Raw genomic sequence first — 16,271 nt, 5'->3', positions numbered from 1 at the left:
GTCAACCATCGGTGGCCGGGCGGGGAGTGGGGCCTGTCTGGCAGCCCGGGCACCAGTAGGTGACGCGGTCGTCCTGGCCTGCTCGGCGGATGGCCGTGCCGCAGCGCAGACAGGGGTGGCCCGCGCGGCCGTAGACGTAGAGGCGCTGGTCGGTGGGGCGCTGTGCGGTGCCACGGGCGGGGGGTGTCGTGCGCCGGTCGAAGGTGTCCTTGTTCGCCTCCAGGAGGCGATGGGCGGTGGCGACGAGCCGCTCGGGGATGCCGGAGGGGAGGTCGCCGACCGGGAGCCAGGGGGTGACCCGGGCGAGGAAGGCCAGCTCCGATTTGTAGACATTGCCGATGCCGGCGAGGTTGCGCTGGTCGAGGAGTGCCTCGCCGAGGGGGCGGGCGGGATCGGCGAGCAGATTGCGCACGGCGGCGCCGGGGTCCCAGTCCGAGCCCAGCAGATCGGGGCCGAGATGGCCGATGACGTTCTGCTCGTCCTGGGTGCGCAGCAGCTCCAGGACGGGCAGGCGGTAGCCGACGGCGGTGCTCTCGGCGTTGCCGAGGATCGCCCGGATCTGATGGGTGGGGCCGCCGCGCCAGCGCTCTCCCGCCGCGTACACCCGCCAGGCACCGTCCATGCGCAGATGCGAGTGGAGGGTGAGGCCGCCCTCGATACGGGTGAGCAGGTGCTTGCCGCGCGGGGTGACGTCGAGGACCTCGCGGCCGGTGAGGTCGGCCGTGGCGAACCGGGGGACTCGCAGGTCGGAGCGTGTGAGCGTACGTCCCGCGAGGGCGGCGTGCAGCCTCCGGGCGGTCTGCCAGACGGTGTCTCCTTCGGGCATGTCATCCATGATGCGGGACTGCGCAGATGCGGGATTGCTACGGGCGTATGCGCAAGCCCCTCGGGGTGGCGTGGAAGCCGCATTCCTCCAGGGCGCGGGACAGGGGTGAGGTCAGGGCCGTGGCTCCGTTGACGCGTTCGACCGTGACCGTGCCGAGGGTGCCCGCGCGGGCCGAAGCGGCGAGTGCTTCGGCGGCGGCCCGGAGCGCGGGGGAGTCCGGCTCGGTGGGCCAGGACAGGAGGGTCTTGCCGCCGCGCTCCATGTAGAGGGTGAGCTCGCCGTCCACGAGCACGACCAGGGAGCCCGCCTTGCGGCCCGGCTTGTGGCCCGCGCCGGTGGGCGGCTCGGGCCAGGAGAGGGCCGCCCCGTACGCGTTGGCCGGGTCGGCCGCCGCGAGGACGACCGCCCGGGGTGCGGTGTGCGCGTCCGCGCGGTCGCGGCTGGTGGCCGAGGCCCGCAGCCGGTCCACCGCGCCGTCCATGGCGAACTGCGCCGCGCCCAGACCCTCGACGACATAGCCGCGCCGGGCCTGCCCGCTGTCCTCGAAGGCGGACAGGACGCGGTACGTCGCCGAGAATCCGCCCTCGACCCCTTCGGCGGCCACCGCGCCCCGGGTGACCACACCATGACGGTCCAGCAGGGTGCGGGCCAGCGCGTGGGCGCGGTGTGTGGGGTCCGGCTCCTGGGAGGGGAGCAGGGACCAGCGCCCGGACACCGTCGGCGGGCCCGTACGGGACGCGGGGCGGGCGGCCGCCGTCAGCGAGCCGTAACGCCCGCGCGGGACGGTGCGCTTGGCGCGGTGTGCCGTGGAGCCGGCGGTGCGCCCCGAGCCGAGGAGCGAGCGCAGCGGCGCGAGCGTGTCGTTGGTGAGCCGCCCGGACCAGGCCAGGTCCCAGAGGGCGTCGGCCAGCTGGGGATCGGTCGCGTCGGGGTGGGTGGTGGCGCGGACCTGGTCGGCGATCTGGCGGAAGAACAGGCCGTAACCGCCGGACAGCGTGGTGAGCACGGACTCGTGGAGGGCGGTCGGCTCCAGCGGGTGGGGCGGCGGGAGCAGCAGCGGGGCGGCGTCCGCGAGATAGAGGGAGACCCAGCCGTCCTTGCCGGGCAGGGCACCCGCTCCGGCCCACACCACCTCGCCGGTCGTCGTCAGCTCGTCCAGCAGGGTGGGGGTGTAGCCGGTCACCCGGGACGGGAGGATCAGCTTCTCCAGGGCGGACGCGGGCACGGGAGCGCCCTGCAGCTGCTCGATGGCGCGGGCCAGCCCGTCGATGCCGCGCAGGCTGTTGTTCCCCAGGTGCTGCCATTGGGGGAGGAACGTGGCGAGCGCGGCCGGCGGAACCGGCTCCAGCTCCTGGCGCAGCGCCGCCAGGGAGCGGCGGCGCAGTCGCCGCAGCACGGCCGCGTCACACCACTCCTGGCCGATTCCGGAAGGGTGGAACTCGCCCTGGACCACCCGGCCGCTCGCCGCCAGCCGTTGCAGCGCCCCGTCGGTGACGGCCGCGCCCAGGCCGAACCGGGCGGCGGCCCGGGACGAGGTGAACGGCCCGTGGGTGCGGGCGAAGCGGGCCAGGAGATCGCCCAGCGGGTCCTTCACCGGCTCCGTGAACGCCTCGGGAACGCCCACCGGGAGGGCCGTCCCCAGCGCGTCCCGCAGCCGTCCGGCGTCCTCGATCGCGGCCCAGTGCTCGGCGCCCGCGATTCGGACCCGGATGGCGCGGCGGGCGGCGGCGAGCTCCTGCGGCCAGCCCGGGTCCGCTCCGCGCTCGGCCAGCTCGGCGGTGGTGAGCGGACCGAGGACGCGCAGGAGATCGGCGACGCCCTCCGCGTCCTTGATCCGGCGGTCCTCCGTGAGCCACTGGAGCTCCTGCTCCAGCTCGGTCAGTACGTCCGCGTCGAGCAGCTCGCGCAACTCGGCCTGGCCGAGCAGCTCGGCCAGGAGCCGCGAGTCCAGGGAGAGGGCGGCGGCGCGCCGCTCGGCGAGCGGCGAGTCGCCCTCGTACAGGAACTGCGCCACGTACCCGAAGAGGAGGGAGCGGGCGAAGGGGGAGGGCTCCGGGGTGGTGACCTCGACCAGGCGGACCCGGCGGGACTCGATGTCGCCCATGAGCTCCTCGAGCCCCGGGACGTCGAAGACGTCCTGGAGGCACTCGCGCACGGCCTCCAGGACGATCGGGAACGAACCGAACTCGCTCGCCACCTGGAGCAACTGGGCCGCGCGCTGGCGCTGCTGCCAGAGCGGGGTGCGCTTTCCGGGGTTGCGGCGCGGCAGCAGCAGGGCCCGCGCGGCGCACTCACGGAACCGGGACGCGAACAGAGCGGAACCGCCGACCTGATCGGTGACGATCTGGCCGATCTCGCCCTTGTCGAAGAGGGTGTCGGCCGCGCCGACCGGGGCCTGCTCGCTGTCGTGGGCCGTACCCAGGTGCACGGGGTCCTGGTCGAGCAGGTCCAGGCCCATCAGATCGGCGTCCGGCAGCCGCAGCACGATGCCGTCGTCGGCATGCATGACCTGCGCGTCCATCCCGTACCGCTCGGCGAGACGGGCGCCGAGCGCGAGGGCCCAGGGGGCGTGGACCTGGGCGCCGAACGGGGAGTGCACCACGATCCGCCAGTCGCCCAGCTCGTCACGGAACCGCTCGACGAGGATCGTGCGGTCGTCCGGGACATGCCCGCAGGCGCGGCGCTGCTCGTCCAGATACGCCAGCACGTTGTCGGCGGCCCACGTGTCGAGACCGGCGGCCATCAGGCGCAGCCGGGCGTCCTCCTCGGAGAGGGAACCGACCTCACGGAGGAACGCGCCCACCGCACGCCCCAGTTCGAGCGGGCGGCCCAGCTGGTCGCCCTTCCAGAACGGCAGCCGCCCCGGCACACCGGGCGCGGGGGAGACGAGCACCCGGTCGCGGGTGATGTCCTCGATCCGCCAGGAGGTGGTGCCCAGGGTGAAGACGTCCCCGACCCGGGACTCGTACACCATCTCCTCGTCCAGCTCACCGACCCGGCCGCCGCCCTTCTTCGGGTCCGCCCCGGCCAGGAAGACGCCGAACAGCCCGCGGTCGGGGATCGTGCCCCCCGAGGTGACCGCGAGGCGCTGGGCGCCAGGCCGGCCCGTGACCGTACCGGTGACCCGGTCCCACACCACGCGCGGGCGCAACTCCGCGAAGGCGTCGGAGGGATAGCGTCCGGCGAGCATGTCGAGCACGGCTGTGAACGCCGACTCGGGGAGCGAGGCGAAGGGCGCGGCACGACGGACGGTGGCCAGCAGCTCGTCGAACTGCCGGCTGTCGAGGGCGACCATGGCGACGAGCTGCTGGGCCAGCACGTCCAGCGGATTGGCCGGGATACGGAGCGACTCGATGGAGCCCGTGCGCATCCGCTCGGTGACCACGGCGGCCTGGACCAGATCGCCCCGGTACTTCGGGAAGACCACGCCCGTGGAGACCGCGCCCACCTGGTGACCGGCGCGGCCGACGCGCTGCAGGCCGGAGGCGACGGACGGCGGCGACTCGACCTGGACGACCAGATCCACCGCCCCCATGTCGATGCCCAGCTCCAGACTGGACGTGGCCACGACCGCGGGCAGCCTGCCCGCCTTGAGGTCCTCCTCGACCAGCGCCCGCTGCTCCTTGGAGACCGAGCCGTGGTGCGCGCGGGCGAGCAGCGGCGGGGCGCCCTGCGCGGCGCCGGACTGGGCCATGATCTCTGCAGGAGGATGGCCGTCGGGGAGAGTCGTGGCGGAGCCGCGCGCATCAAACGCAGTCCCGACGGCACGCTCGTACGCGATCTCATTCAGCCGGTTGCACAGACGCTCGGCGAGGCGGCGGGAGTTGGCGAAGACGATCGTCGAGCGGTGCGCCTGCACGAGGTCGGCGATCCGCTCCTCGACGTGCGGCCAGATGGACGGCTTCTCGCCGACCGCGTCGGGCTCGGAGGTCGGCGACCCGCCGAGCTCCCCCAGATCCTCGACCGGGACCACGACGGAGAGGTCGAACTCCTTTCCGGAGCGCGGCTGGACGACCTCCACCCTGCGCTGCGGTGAGAGATAGCGGGCCACCTCGTCCACCGGCCGGACCGTCGCGGACAGGCCGATCCGCCGGGCGGGCCGCGGCAGCAGCTCGTCCAGCCGCTCCAGCGACAGGGCGAGATGGGCGCCCCGCTTGGTCCCCGCGACCGCGTGGACCTCGTCCAGGATCACCGTCTCGACGCCGCTCAGCGAATCGCGCGTGGCGGACGTGAGCATCAGAAAGAGGGACTCGGGCGTGGTGATCAGAATGTCCGGCGGGCGGGTCGCCAGCGCCCGCCGCTCGGCGGCCGGGGTGTCCCCGGAGCGGATTCCGACCCGCACCTCGGGCTCGGGCAGCCCGAGCCGCGCGGACTCCTGGCGGATACCGGTCAGTGGACTGCGCAGATTCCGCTCGACGTCGACCGCGAGCGCCTTCAGCGGGGACACGTACAGCACGCGGCAGCGCTGCTTCGCGTCCGTCGGCGGGGGACTGGCCGCGAGACGGTCGAGGGCGGCCAGGAACGCGGCGAGCGTCTTGCCGGAGCCGGTCGGGGCCACGACCAGCACGTCCGAACCCTGCCCGATGGCCTGCCAGGCACCCTCCTGGGCCGCGGTGGGCGCGCTGAACGCCCCCGTGAACCAGCCGCGGGTCGCGGGGGAGAAGGAATCGAGCGCGCTCCTGGACATGCACCCATCCTGCACCCGACCACTGACAACGGGCCCGACCTGCGAGAATGGCCTCATGGCCGAGGGTGAGTGGGCACGGTACTGGCAACACGAGCGGCTGCCGGGCATCGATCTGCTCCGGGCCCGCTACGTCCGCCACACCTTCCCCCGCCACAGCCACGAGGGGTACGTCTTCGGCACCATCACCGGCGGGATCGAGGACGTCGGGCTGCCCGGCGGGGTCGTCCACGCCGGACCCGGAACGGTCGTCATGATCAACCCGGAGGTTCCGCACACCGCCAGGGCCGGAGTGCCCGAGGGCTGGGTGTACTACACCCTGTACCCGTCGTCGCGGGTGGTGGAGGAGATCGCCGCCGAGACGACGACGATCCGCGGCACCCCGGGCTTCGCCGAGACCGATGTGCTGGACCACCAGGCCGCCCGGCTCATCCGCGAGGTCCACCGGGCCGCCGAGGCGGGGAACGCGCTCGCAGCCGACACCATGCTGCGGATCATGGTCTCCCGGATGCTGCGCGAGTACGGCAGCGCCCTGCCCCCGCGCGAGCCGCGCACGGCGGGCGCGCGCAACGCGGCACGCGCCCGTGCGCTGCTGGAGGAGCGGATGGACGACCCGCCCTCGCTCCAGTCCCTGGCCGCCGAACTCGGCACCGGCCCGTTCGCCCTGCTGCGCGCCTTCCGCGACAACTACGGCATGCCGCCGCACACCTGGCTCACCGACGCGAGGGTCCGCCGCGCCCGGCGGCTGCTGGACGCGGGCACCACCCCGGCGCAGGCGGCCGTCGCGGTCGGCTTCACCGACCAGCCCCACCTCAACCGGCACTTCGCCCGGATCGTCGGCGTACCGCCGGGCGCGTACCAGCGTGGCCGCGGCGTGGACGGAGCCCGCGCGCTCCGGTCCCCGACCGCAAGAACGTACAAGACCGGGCACCAGGCCCGTCCGTAGCCTCCTGTGCGTGGCAGAACAGACAGCAACCCCTGAGATACCCACCGAAGGCTCACCACGTGCGCGCCCCGCGGACCACGGGACGCCGGGCTCCACGGACCACGGGACCCCGGTGAAGTCGGATTCCGCCGTCGTACGGGACTCCCTGGGCGTCGGTATCGCCGTCGGCCTTTCCGGCTTCGCCTTCGGCGTCACCGCCGCGGGCGCCGGACTCGACCTCCTGCAGATCTGCGCGCTCAGCCTCCTGGTGTTCACCGGCGCCTCCCAGTTCGCGCTGGTCGGCGCGCTCGCGGCGGGCGGAAACCCGTTCACCGCCGCGGCGGGCGCCTTCTTCCTCGGGACCCGCAACGCCTTCTACGGCCTGCGGCTCTCCCAGCTCCTCGCGCTGCCCCGCACCCTGCGCCCCTTCGCCGCGCACTGGGTCATCGACGAGACCACCGCGGTCTCGCTGGCCCAGCCCAACCGGCGGGCCGCACGCCTGGGCTTCACCGTCACCGGACTGACGCTGTACGTGCTGTGGAACCTCACCACGCTGCTCGGCGCGCTCGGCGCCGAGGCCCTCGGCGACACCAACGCCTGGGGGCTGGACGTGGCCGGACCCGCGACCTTCCTCGCGCTGCTCGCACCCATGCTGCGGACGACCACCGAGCGCGTCGTGGCGGGCCTCGCCGTCGTCCTCGGGCTGGGACTGCTGCCCGTGCTCCCCGCGGGCGTACCGGTGCTCGTCGCGGGGCTCGCGGCGCCCGCCGTCCTGTGGCTGGAAGGCCGCAGGATCAGCAACAACACCGACAAGCGCAAGGGAGCGGACCTGTGAACGTCTGGATCGCCATCGGCGTGACAGCGGTCGCCTGCTACGCCGTCAAACTGGCCGGACTGCTGGTGCCCGCCGGGGTGCTGGAACGTCCACGCGTCCAGCGGCTCGCCGCCCTGCTGCCGGTGGCACTGCTGGCCGCGCTCACCGCGCAGCAGACGTTCAGCACGGGCGGCGCCCTCGTCCTCGACGCCAAGGCGGCGGGAGTGGCGGCCGCCGCGATCGCCCTGATCCTGCGCGCGCCCTTCCTCGTCGTCGTCGCTGCCGCCGTGCTCGTCACCGCGGGCGTACGGGCGCTCGGCGGCTGAGCCGGCGCGGTGCCCTCGGGCCGCGCGCTCAGCGCAGCGCGCGGCCGTGCCCTCAGCGCCGTGCCTTCAGCGCCGTCCGCTTGGCGCCGTGCCCTCAGCGCAGCGCCCGGCCGTGCGCCCGAAGGGTGCGCAGCGCCTCGATCGTGACGATCGGGCGCGCTTCCAGGGCCGTCCCCGGTGCCCACTCGCGCCAGCGGATCGGCCAGCCGCCGTCCTCCCGCTGATCGGCCGCGAGGTGGTCGAGCGCGCGGTCCATCTCCTCGTCGGTGAACCAGCGGCGCGCCAGCGAGTCCGGCACGCGCGCGAAGTCGTACGGGAAGTGGTGCTCGCCCGGCGCGTATCCCCGGGCGACCGGGTGGTCGTCCAGCCGGTCCGGATCGAGCACCGCGAGCCGCTGCTCACGCACCAGCCGCCCGAGCCGGTCGGCCGCCGCCTCGGCACGGGCCCGGTCCGGGACTCCGTCCAGGAAGGCGACCGCCGCCTCGATCTCGTACGGATGGGACTTCTCCAGCGCGTCGATCGCCGCCCAGCAGAAGTCGGTCGCCCGGAACAGCCACGCGTGCCACACCTGATTGCGATGGAGCAGTCCCACGATCGGACCGGTGCTCAGCAGTTCGCTCGCGGGGTTGTCGACGACGGGGATGAACGGCGCCGACGGGTAGCCGCGCTGCGAGGGGTGGACCGCGGGAAGCGCCCCGTCCCTCGTGGAGACCTCCGTGAGATAGCGGCACATCCGCTCCACCCGCAGCCCGCCGCAGCGTCCGATGGAGTCCAGTACGCGCAGCGCGTGGGCCGTGTGCAGCGGCTGGCTCACGGGGCCGCGGAGATCGGGGTCGAGGGCGTGGCCGTAGCCGCCGTCCTCATTGAGATACGCGGTCAGCGCGGCCTCGACCGGCTCGGCGCCCGCGCCGAGGAAGTGGTACGCGAACCGCCGCTGTTCGAGCACGCGAGCCGTCAGCCAGATGAAGTGCTCGGCGCGTGCCAGGGGAGTTCCAGCCATGTACCGACGGTAGGGCGGAAAGGGCTTTCGGCAAGGGAGACGGACGCGGCTGCACTCTCAGGGGCGGGATACTGGTGGCATGCGGTTGACGATTTTCTGGGAGCGGATGGAAGACCACTTCGGCGCGGCCTACGCCGACTCCTTCGCACGCGACCATGTGATGGCGGAGCTCGAGGGCCGGACGGTGTATGAGGCACTGGCTGCCGGGTGGGAGACGAAGGACGTCTGGCGGGGGGTCTGCGCGGCGGTCGGGATCCCCGCCGACAAGCGATGACCGCGGAAGTTTTCCACAGGCGTACGTCCGGTCGTCCTGCCGGTGGGTGACACTGGCTCCGTGGCATCGACTGAGGAGACCGTACGCGGCGAAGATTCCCCGACCGCCCCGCCGACCATCGGCGGGGCGGCCGCCGACCGCGCCGCACCGCTCCCGGGTACGGCTCCGCCCGCGGGCTCGTCCCCCGGATCCGGGGGCGACGCCGGGGCCGGTCCCGCTGCGGTGCCCCGGCCGGGGCAGGACGCGGGCACCGGTGCGGGGCCGGGCGGCGTGCCCGCGCGGATGCCGCGGTGGCTGCCCCGGGCCATGATCCTGGCGCTCGCTCTCTACGCGTGCTTCCAGCTCGGCAGCTGGGCCTTCCACCAGCTCATCGGGCTGCTGATCAACATCCTGATCGCGTTCTTCCTGGCGCTCGCGATCGAGCCCGCGGTCGGCCGGATGGCCGCGCGCGGCATGCGGCGAGGCCTCGCCACCTTCCTCGTCTTCTTCGGGGTGCTCGCCGTCGGGGCCGGCTTCGTCGTGCTGCTCGGCTCGATGCTGGCGGGCCAGATAGTGGAGATGGTCGAGGACCTCCCCAAGTATCTCGACCAGGTGATCAACTGGATCAACCAGACGTTCCACACCGAGCTGTCCCGCGTCGCGATACAGGACAGCCTGCTGCGCTCCGACTGGCTCAAGAAGTACGTCCAGAACAGCGCGAGCGGCGTGCTCGATGTCTCGGCCACCGTGCTCGGCGGGCTGTTCAAACTGCTGACGATCTTCCTCTTCTCCTTCTACTTCGCCGCCGACGGGCCCCGGCTGCGGCGGGCCCTGTGCTCCGTGCTGCCGCCGAGGAAGCAGACGGAGGTGCTGCGGGCCTGGGAGATCGCGGTCGACAAGACGGGCGGCTACCTCTACTCGCGCGGCCTCATGGCGCTCGTCTCCGGCATCTCGCACTACATCCTGCTCGCGTCCCTGGGGGTGCCGTACGCCCCCGCGCTCGCGGTCTGGGTGGGCCTCGTCTCCCAGTTCATCCCCACCATCGGTACGTATCTCGCGGGCGCCCTGCCCATGCTGATCGCCTTCACGGTCGACCCGTGGTACGCGGTGTGGGTGCTGGGCTTCGTCCTGATCTACCAGCAGTTCGAGAACTATGTGCTGCAGCCCAAGCTCACCGCCAAGACGGTGGACATCCACCCGGCGGTGGCGTTCGGCTCGGTCATCGCGGGCACCGCGCTCCTGGGGGCGATCGGCGCGCTGATCGCGATTCCGGCGGTCGCGACCCTCCAGGCGTTCCTCGGCGCCTACGTGAAGCGGTACGACGTGGCGGAGGACCCGCGCATGCACGGCCATCGGCGGCACGGCGAGGCGGTCCTGGCCCGGGTGCAGCGCGCCCTTCGCGCCAAGGACGCGCAGGAGGAGGCGTCGCCCGCGAAGGGCGACGCCTGAGGCTCCGTACGGGACCGTACGCCGGAGGCGGACGTTCCTCCGCGCGTACGTGTCCTGGCGATCGACGTGCGCCAGGACGAGTGCCGGCGGTGGATGGGTGTCAGTGGTGCCCGTGTGTCAGTGCCGCTCCAGCTCCACCTTCGGCAGCATCCGGCGCAGCCGGGACGGCAGCCACCACGCTCGGCGTCCGAGCAGCTGCATGACGGCCGGGACGATCAGACAGCGGATCACCACGGCGTCCAGCAGGATCGCCACCGCGAGCCCGAGCCCGAACTGCTGGAGCATCCGGTCCGGGCTCAGCACGAACGCCGCGAACACCACGATCATGATCGCCGCGGCCGCCGTGATGACCTTCCCGGTCGCCGCGAGGCCCTCGCGCACCGCCCCCTGCGGATCCTCCGTACGCTCCCACTCCTCATGGATCCGAGAGAGCAGGAAGACCTCGTAGTCCATGGACAGGCCGAAGACGATCGCGAAGATCATGACCGGGATGAAGGCCTCGATCGGGCCGGGCTCCACCCCGAACCAGCCGTGCTGGAAGACGAGCGTGATCGCGCCGAGCGCGGCCCCGATGGACACCAGGTTCAGGATCGCGGCCTTGACCGGGATCAGCACCGACCGGAAGACCACGAGCAGCAGCAGCGCCGACAGTCCGACGACGATCGCCACGAACAGCGGCATCCGGTCGGAGACGGTGGACGCGAAGTCCTCCGTCGCCGCGGTCGAGCCGCCCACCAGCAGATCCGTGCCCGTCCGTTGTTCCAGCGGCGGGAGCACGCCGTCCCGCAGCCGGTCCACGAGCCGCGAGGTCCTCTCGTCCTGCGGCGCCGAGTCCGGGAAGACGATCACGGTCGCGACCGACCCGTCCTCGGTCGGGACCGGCGGGGTGGCCGCGAAGACGCCCGGCGTACGTTCGAGAACGCCCCGCACCTCACCCGCCGCCGTGGCGGCGCCCCTGCCCTCCGCGACCACGATCAGCGGCCCGTTGAAGCCGGGCCCGAAGCCTTCCGCCAGCATGTCGTAGGCCTGCCGGCTGGTCTTCGTCTCCGCATCGTTGCCCGCGTCCGCGAAGCCGAGGCGCATGTCGAGCGCCGGCGCCGCCAGCGCGCCGAGCGCCACCACGGACACCAGCAGGGCCGCCCACGGACGCCGCTGTACCCCGGTCGCCCAGCGCCGCCAGGCCGCTCCCTCCGTGCGTCCCTTCGCCGCGGCCCGCGCGGCCCGCTTCCCGACCTGTCGGCGGATCCGGTCGCCGCACAGGCCGAGCAGCGCGGGCAGCAGCGTCAGCGAGGCCGCCATGGTGACCAGCACGGTCAGCGCGACCGCCAGCGCTACTCCCTGGAGTGAACCCAGCCCCAGCACCACCAGACCCATCAGCGCGATGATCACGGTGCAGCCCGCGAAGAAGACCGTACGGCCCGCCGCGTCCAGCGCACTGCGGGTCGCGTCCTCGGGCTCCGCGCCGCGCAGCAGCTCCCCCCGGTAGCGGGAGAAGATCAGCAGCGCGTAGTCGATGCCCACACCGAGTCCGACCAGCATCATGATCGGCGGGGTGAAGTCGGCGACATCCGCGAGATGCGAGGCGAGCGCGATCAGACCGATCGAGCTGCCCACGGCGAACAGCGCGGTGACGACCGGGAGGCTCGCGGCCACCAGCGACCCGAAGAGGAAGACCAGGATCACCAGCGCGCCGAGAATGCCCGCGCCCTCGGCCGCGCCGCCTCCGCCCTCCTCCGCGTCGCGCGCCGCGTCACCGCCGACGGCCGTCTTCAGCTCCATGCCGTCGCTCTCGATCGAGGCGGCAGCATCGATGATCTTCCGTACGTCCTCCTTGGGTACGTTCTCGGCCGGGCCGTCGAGGGTCACGGTCGCGTAGCCGACGGTGCCGTCCCGGGAGACCGCGGCGCCGTCCTCGTACGGACTGCGCACGGCCGTCACGCTCGGCAGCCCGGCGACTTTGCCGAGCATGGACTCGACGCGCCGCTCGACGGCGCCACCGCGGATCCCCTCCGGGCTTCCGACGACGATCTGCACGGTCGCGTCGGCCTGCTCCGACCCGTGCCGCTCCAGCACGGTCCTGGCGGCCTGCGAGTCCGTGCCGGGCAGCGAGAAATCGTTGTGGTACGAGCTGCCGACCGCGGTCGAGGCCGCCGTGATGCCGACCACCACCACGACCCACAGGAGCAGTGCCCGCCAGCGGTGGCGGTACGAGAAGGCGGCAAGGCGTTCGAAGACGCTGCCGCGGCGGCGGACCGAGCGCTCGGCATCGCGCGTGAGGGTCATGGTTGCTCTCCGATGGTCATGATCGCTCTCCAAGGGGTGATCAAGAGGCCAGGTGATGAGGGATCACAGAGGTGATGAGGGATCACAGAGGTGATAAGGGGTTACAGATAGGAGGGGCGGGTCACGCGGTGCCGGAAGGCGTGCCACGTCCAGGCCTGGACGGCGACCAGCAGCGGTGTGATCACGAGCAGTGCGGGTACGAGCAGCCCGAGCGTCGCGTCGTCGGCGACGTACGATCCGATCTCCAGCCCACCCCCGGCGAACAGCGGCACCCCACCCATCAGCACCGAGGTCAGCGCGAACGACTTCCCGGGCCCGGTCCGCCCCACCAGCCGGCGGGCGCGTTCGTACGGAGCCCCGGTCAGCCGCATCGCCGCGAAGCCGAGCCCGTGCACGGCGAACAGGGCGGCGACCGCCGCCGCCGTGAGCGCCGCGACCGGCCCGGTGGCCACAGCGCCCGGTGCCCCGGCGAACAGCGCGGCCAGCAGCCAGCCCCAGGCCAGCGCGATGGCCCAGCTCCCGCACACGAGGGCCCCGTCGCAGACGGCACGCCACGCGCGCCCGCCGGTACGGCCCCGCAGCCACAGGCCCATGTCGCGGGTGATCCAGCCCGCCAGCAGCGCGACGACCACCGGAGCCTGGCCGCTGAGCAACTCCCCTTCGAGATCGGGGAAGCAGCCGACCAGCAGGCCCGCCGTCGCGATCAGCCACACCTCGTTGCCGAGGAAGAAGGGGGCGAAGGAGGCGATGACCAGCCGGCGTTCGCGCTCGTCACGGCCGAGGTGGGGGGCGAGCATTCCGGTTCCGATGTCGGCTCCGGCCAGGACGAAGTACCCGGCGGCGAAGAAGCCGAGCAGCACGAGGGCGAGGGTCTCCACGACGGCTCCTCAGTAGCTCGGGGCGGCAAGCGGACGGGCTGTGTCGTCGTGCGCTCGGTCGTCGTGGCCGAGCCCGTCCTCGACGGGCCCGCGCCGCGCGCAGCGCACGAGCAGCCAGATGTTGACCGCGGCCAGCAGCGCGAACAGGGTGGTGAAGGTGATGAGAGAAGCGCGCATCGCACCTGGGGAGAGGCCCGAGACGGCGTCCTCGGTCTTCAGCAGCCCGTACACCACCCAGGGCTGGCGGCCCGCCTCCCGGAACACCCAGCCGCTGATCATCGCGAGGTAGGGGAGCGGCATGGAGGCGATGAGCACGACGTGCCAGGCGCGGAAGCGGTGCACAGCGGTCCGGAAGAACGCCAGGACGACGCCCGGCACCACCAGGTACATCATCAGGGCGAAGGACAGCATCATCACGATCCCGCCGCCGCGCGTCCAGGCCTCCGATGGCACGTAGTCGCCAGGACCGAACCGGGTGACCATGTCAGCCTGGATCTGCGCGATTTCGGCCGTCTTCTGGCTGAACACGGCCGATTTCATGGGCTGGAGTGTCTTGAGTGAGGACAACTGGACCCCGCCGAAGGCCGCCGTCACGAACAGCGCGGGCAGCGACAGGAACATGCCCGTCCGCAGCCCGCTGCCGAAGAGCCGCCACTGCGGAGTGCGCCGGAACAGGTGGTACGCGCTGACGCCCGCCATGAAGAATCCGGCCGTCAGCAGCGCCCCGGCCACGATGTGCCCGAAGGCCAGCAGGGCGCTGGGGTTCGTCAGGAGGGCCCCGGCGTCCGCCAGGACCAGCTTCCCGCCCTCCTCGCGGTGTCCCACCGGGTTGTTCAGGAAGCCGTTCGACACGAGGATCCAGTACGCCGACAGATAGGCGGTCAGCGTGACGACCCAGATCATCGCCAGATGGGCCCACCTGTTGAAGCGGTTCCAGCCGAAGATCCACAGCCCCAGGAACGTCGACTCGACGAAGAACGCGACGATCGTCTCGACCGCGAGCGAGGCCCCGAAGACATTGCCCGCGTAGTGCGTCAGCCCGCTCCAGCTCAGCCCGAACTGGAACTCCATGACGATGCCGGTGACGATCCCGACCGCGTAGTTGATGACGTACAACTGCCCCCAGAAGCGCACCATCGTCTGCCGAGACCCGCGAAGTCCGCGATCAGGCGCCGGGTGACGGCGGGGGCGATCAGCGCGTCGCCGCGCGCCACCACCCGTACCCCGTGCAGCAGTTCCATCGGTTCGGTGTCCTTGACCAGGAAACCGGAAGCTCCCGCACGCAGCGCTCCGTAGACGTACTCGTCCACGTCGAAGGTCGTGAGGATCACCACGCGCACGCCGGCGAGACGTTCGTCGCCGGTGATGCGGCGGGTGGCTTCGAGACCGTCCAGGCCCGGCATGCGGATGTCCATCAGGACGACGTCGGGGCGCAGTTCGCGGGCGAGCGCAATGGCCTGCTCGCCGTCACCGGCCTCGCCGACGACCTCGATGTCGGCCTCGTCGCCGAGTATGGAGCGGAAGCCGGCCCGTACCAGCGTCTGGTCGTCCGCGAGCACGACACGAATCATCCCTGGGTCCCCCCGGTGGTGGTGAACGGCAGCCGGGCACTCACCCGGAAGCCGTCCACGGTGTTCTGAGCGGTCAGTTCGCCACCGAACGCCTTCGCGCGCTCGGTCATTCCACGGATCCCGCTGCCCAGCGCCTGCTCGTCGGCGGAGCCCCGGCCGTCGTCGTCGATCCGCACTCGTACGTCCTCGTCGGTGAAGGCGATCGTGACCAGTGCGCTGTGCGCCCCGGCGTGCCGGGTCACATTGGTCAGAGACTCCTGCACGATCCGGTACGCGGCCAGGTCGAGCGGCGGCGGCAGCGGCCTCGGTGTGCCCTCGGTCCTCGTACGTACGTCGATCCCGGCCGAACGGGCCCGCTCGACCAGCTCGCCGAGCCGGTCGAGCCCGGAGGCAGGCGCGGTCGGCGCGGCCTCGTCGGCCTGCCGCAGCACGCCGAGCGTGGCACGCAGCTCGCGCAGGGCGTCCTTGCTGGTGGCCTTGACCGCCTTGAGCGCCTCCTCGGCGGTGGCCAGGGCGGCCGCCGGCTCCGGCTTCTTGCCGAGCTTGTGCAGCGTGGCGGCGGACTGGACGTTGATCAGCGAGATGCTGTGGCCGATCACGTCGTGCAGTTCGCGGGCGATCCGCAGCCGTTCCTCGGTGGCGCTCTGCCGGGCCCGCGCCTGCTGCTCCCGCTCGGCGGCGAGCGCGCGTTGCTCCACTTCGTGGAGATACGCGATACGGGTGCGCTGCACGCGGCCGATCGCGACCATGCTGATCAGCCAGCCGGCCAGCATGAAGAGCGAGGTGTCGTCGATCTGGCGGTTCCCGGCCGTCTGCCGGACCTCGCCGAAGCCGACCGCGAGCAGGGTGATGACGCCGAGCGCGACCGCGGCGGTGAAACGGCCCTCGGCGCTCGCCGTGTACAGGGCCAGCGCGAAGGTGATCATCAGCGGCCCGTCGTGCGTGCTGAGCGGGTAGTACACGACCGAGACGGCCAGGGTGACGACGGCGACCGCGACGGGGTGGCGACGGCGGAAGTACAGCGCCCCGCAGCCGACGGCGATCAGTGCCCAGCCGATCAGGGTGCGGCTCGGCGACTCGCTCGCGTACCGCATGGCGACCAGCGTCCACACGATCACGAGGGCCGTGACGGCGAGCGTGATCGCGATGTCGGCGGCGCGCGCGGATATCCGGCCGCCGTCGGGGGCGCGGGAGGGGAGAGCCATGCCCGAAGGATAGGCAGGGAGCGCCGGTGGCCGTGCCGTCCGGGGCGGCCCACTGCC

12 protein-coding genes and 1 pseudogene are annotated in these 16,271 nt (G+C 72.5%); 5 read left to right on the top strand and 8 right to left on the bottom strand.

The features are described from left to right. Position 1: 1 nt before the first annotated feature. Positions 2-826, bottom strand: a complete 825-nt coding sequence (locus ABT342_RS17505; RefSeq protein WP_351573869.1) for an Fpg/Nei family DNA glycosylase — start codon at positions 824-826, stop codon at positions 2-4. Positions 827-863: 37 nt separating this feature from the next. Next, on the bottom strand, positions 864-5,513 hold the full coding sequence (locus ABT342_RS17500; RefSeq protein WP_351573866.1) for an ATP-dependent helicase: 4,650 nt from the start codon (positions 5,511-5,513) through the stop codon (positions 864-866). A 55-nt stretch (positions 5,514-5,568) separates the two neighbouring features. On the opposite strand from ABT342_RS17500, the gene ABT342_RS17495 reads away from it, so the two are divergent. From ABT342_RS17495 to ABT342_RS17485, 3 genes are read left to right on the top strand one after another with little or no spacing between them, the layout of a single operon-like run. Continuing rightward, complete coding sequence (locus ABT342_RS17495) at positions 5,569-6,456, top strand: AraC family transcriptional regulator (RefSeq protein ID WP_351573863.1); 888 nt, start codon at positions 5,569-5,571, stop codon at positions 6,454-6,456. A gap of 10 nt (positions 6,457-6,466) precedes the next feature. Next, positions 6,467-7,270 carry an AzlC family ABC transporter permease gene (locus tag ABT342_RS17490; RefSeq protein WP_351573860.1) on the top strand — a complete coding sequence of 268 codons (804 nt, stop codon included), beginning with the start codon at positions 6,467-6,469 and terminating at the stop codon, positions 7,268-7,270. Beyond that, on the top strand, positions 7,267-7,575 hold the full coding sequence (locus tag ABT342_RS17485) for an AzlD domain-containing protein (RefSeq protein ID WP_351573857.1): 309 nt from the start codon (positions 7,267-7,269) through the stop codon (positions 7,573-7,575). Before ABT342_RS17490 ends, ABT342_RS17485 begins: the two co-directional genes overlap by 4 nt. Positions 7,576-7,669: 94 nt before the next feature. On the opposite strand, the gene ABT342_RS17480 is transcribed toward ABT342_RS17485, so the two are convergent. Further along, positions 7,670-8,575 carry a hypothetical protein gene (locus ABT342_RS17480; protein WP_351573854.1) on the bottom strand — a complete coding sequence of 302 codons (906 nt, stop codon included), beginning with the start codon at positions 8,573-8,575 and terminating at the stop codon, positions 7,670-7,672. 79 nt (positions 8,576-8,654) lie between these two features. Here ABT342_RS17480 and ABT342_RS17475 point away from each other — a divergent pair, with 79 nt between their 5' ends. Next, positions 8,655-8,849, top strand: coding sequence for a DUF3046 domain-containing protein (locus ABT342_RS17475; RefSeq protein WP_351573851.1), 195 nt, complete (start codon positions 8,655-8,657; stop codon positions 8,847-8,849). A gap of 282 nt (positions 8,850-9,131) precedes the next feature. Beyond that, complete coding sequence (locus ABT342_RS17470) at positions 9,132-10,277, top strand: AI-2E family transporter (protein ID WP_502965562.1); 1,146 nt, start codon at positions 9,132-9,134, stop codon at positions 10,275-10,277. Positions 10,278-10,394: 117 nt separating this feature from the next. Here the strand turns inward: ABT342_RS17470 and ABT342_RS17465 are convergent, their stop codons facing one another. From ABT342_RS17465 to ABT342_RS17445, 5 genes and pseudogenes are all read right to left on the bottom strand, one after another. Next, positions 10,395-12,560 carry an MMPL family transporter gene (locus tag ABT342_RS17465; protein ID WP_351573848.1) on the bottom strand — a complete coding sequence of 722 codons (2,166 nt, stop codon included), beginning with the start codon at positions 12,558-12,560 and terminating at the stop codon, positions 10,395-10,397. A gap of 101 nt (positions 12,561-12,661) precedes the next feature. Continuing rightward, a complete protein-coding gene (locus ABT342_RS17460; protein WP_351573845.1) occupies positions 12,662-13,438 on the bottom strand; it encodes a cytochrome d ubiquinol oxidase subunit II in 777 nt (258 codons plus the stop codon). 9 nt (positions 13,439-13,447) lie between these two features. After that, positions 13,448-14,575: a cytochrome ubiquinol oxidase subunit I gene (locus ABT342_RS17455; protein ID WP_351573842.1), complete on the bottom strand. Its 1,128-nt coding sequence runs from the start codon at positions 14,573-14,575 to the stop codon at positions 13,448-13,450. Between the two features lie 11 nt (positions 14,576-14,586). After that, a pseudogene (locus ABT342_RS17450) lies at positions 14,587-15,009 on the bottom strand (response regulator); the annotation flags it as partial. Then, a complete protein-coding gene (locus ABT342_RS17445) occupies positions 15,006-16,214 on the bottom strand; it encodes a sensor histidine kinase (RefSeq protein ID WP_351573839.1) in 1,209 nt (402 codons plus the stop codon). The gene ABT342_RS17445 and the pseudogene ABT342_RS17450, both read right to left, overlap by 4 nt. Positions 16,215-16,271: the final 57 nt, after the last annotated feature.

Source organism: Streptomyces sp. NPDC000410, from assembly GCF_040300305.1.
In the GTDB taxonomy this organism is placed as follows: Bacteria; Actinomycetota; Actinomycetes; order Streptomycetales; family Streptomycetaceae; genus Streptomyces.
Note: the sequence above shows the minus strand (reverse complement) of the source record. Positions and strands in the feature narration are given on the sequence as shown.

Bases quoted from the DNA above. Each gene is read 5' to 3' on its own strand.
- ABT342_RS17505 (WP_351573869.1), bottom strand. From the start codon at position 826: ATGCCCGAAGGAGACACCGTCTGGCAGACCGCCCGGAGGCTGCACGCC.
- ABT342_RS17500 (WP_351573866.1), bottom strand. From the start codon at position 5,513: ATGTCCAGGAGCGCGCTCGATTCCTTCTCCCCCGCGACCCGCGGCTGG.
- ABT342_RS17495 (WP_351573863.1), top strand. From the start codon at position 5,569: ATGGCCGAGGGTGAGTGGGCACGGTACTGGCAACACGAGCGGCTGCCG.
- ABT342_RS17480 (WP_351573854.1), bottom strand. From the start codon at position 8,575: ATGGCTGGAACTCCCCTGGCACGCGCCGAGCACTTCATCTGGCTGACG.
- ABT342_RS17475 (WP_351573851.1), top strand. From the start codon at position 8,655: ATGCGGTTGACGATTTTCTGGGAGCGGATGGAAGACCACTTCGGCGCG.
- ABT342_RS17470 (WP_502965562.1), top strand. From the start codon at position 9,132: ATGCCGCGGTGGCTGCCCCGGGCCATGATCCTGGCGCTCGCTCTCTAC.
- ABT342_RS17465 (WP_351573848.1), bottom strand. From the start codon at position 12,560: ATGACCCTCACGCGCGATGCCGAGCGCTCGGTCCGCCGCCGCGGCAGC.
- ABT342_RS17455 (WP_351573842.1), bottom strand. From the start codon at position 14,575: ATGGTGCGCTTCTGGGGGCAGTTGTACGTCATCAACTACGCGGTCGGG.
- ABT342_RS17445 (WP_351573839.1), bottom strand. From the start codon at position 16,214: ATGGCTCTCCCCTCCCGCGCCCCCGACGGCGGCCGGATATCCGCGCGC.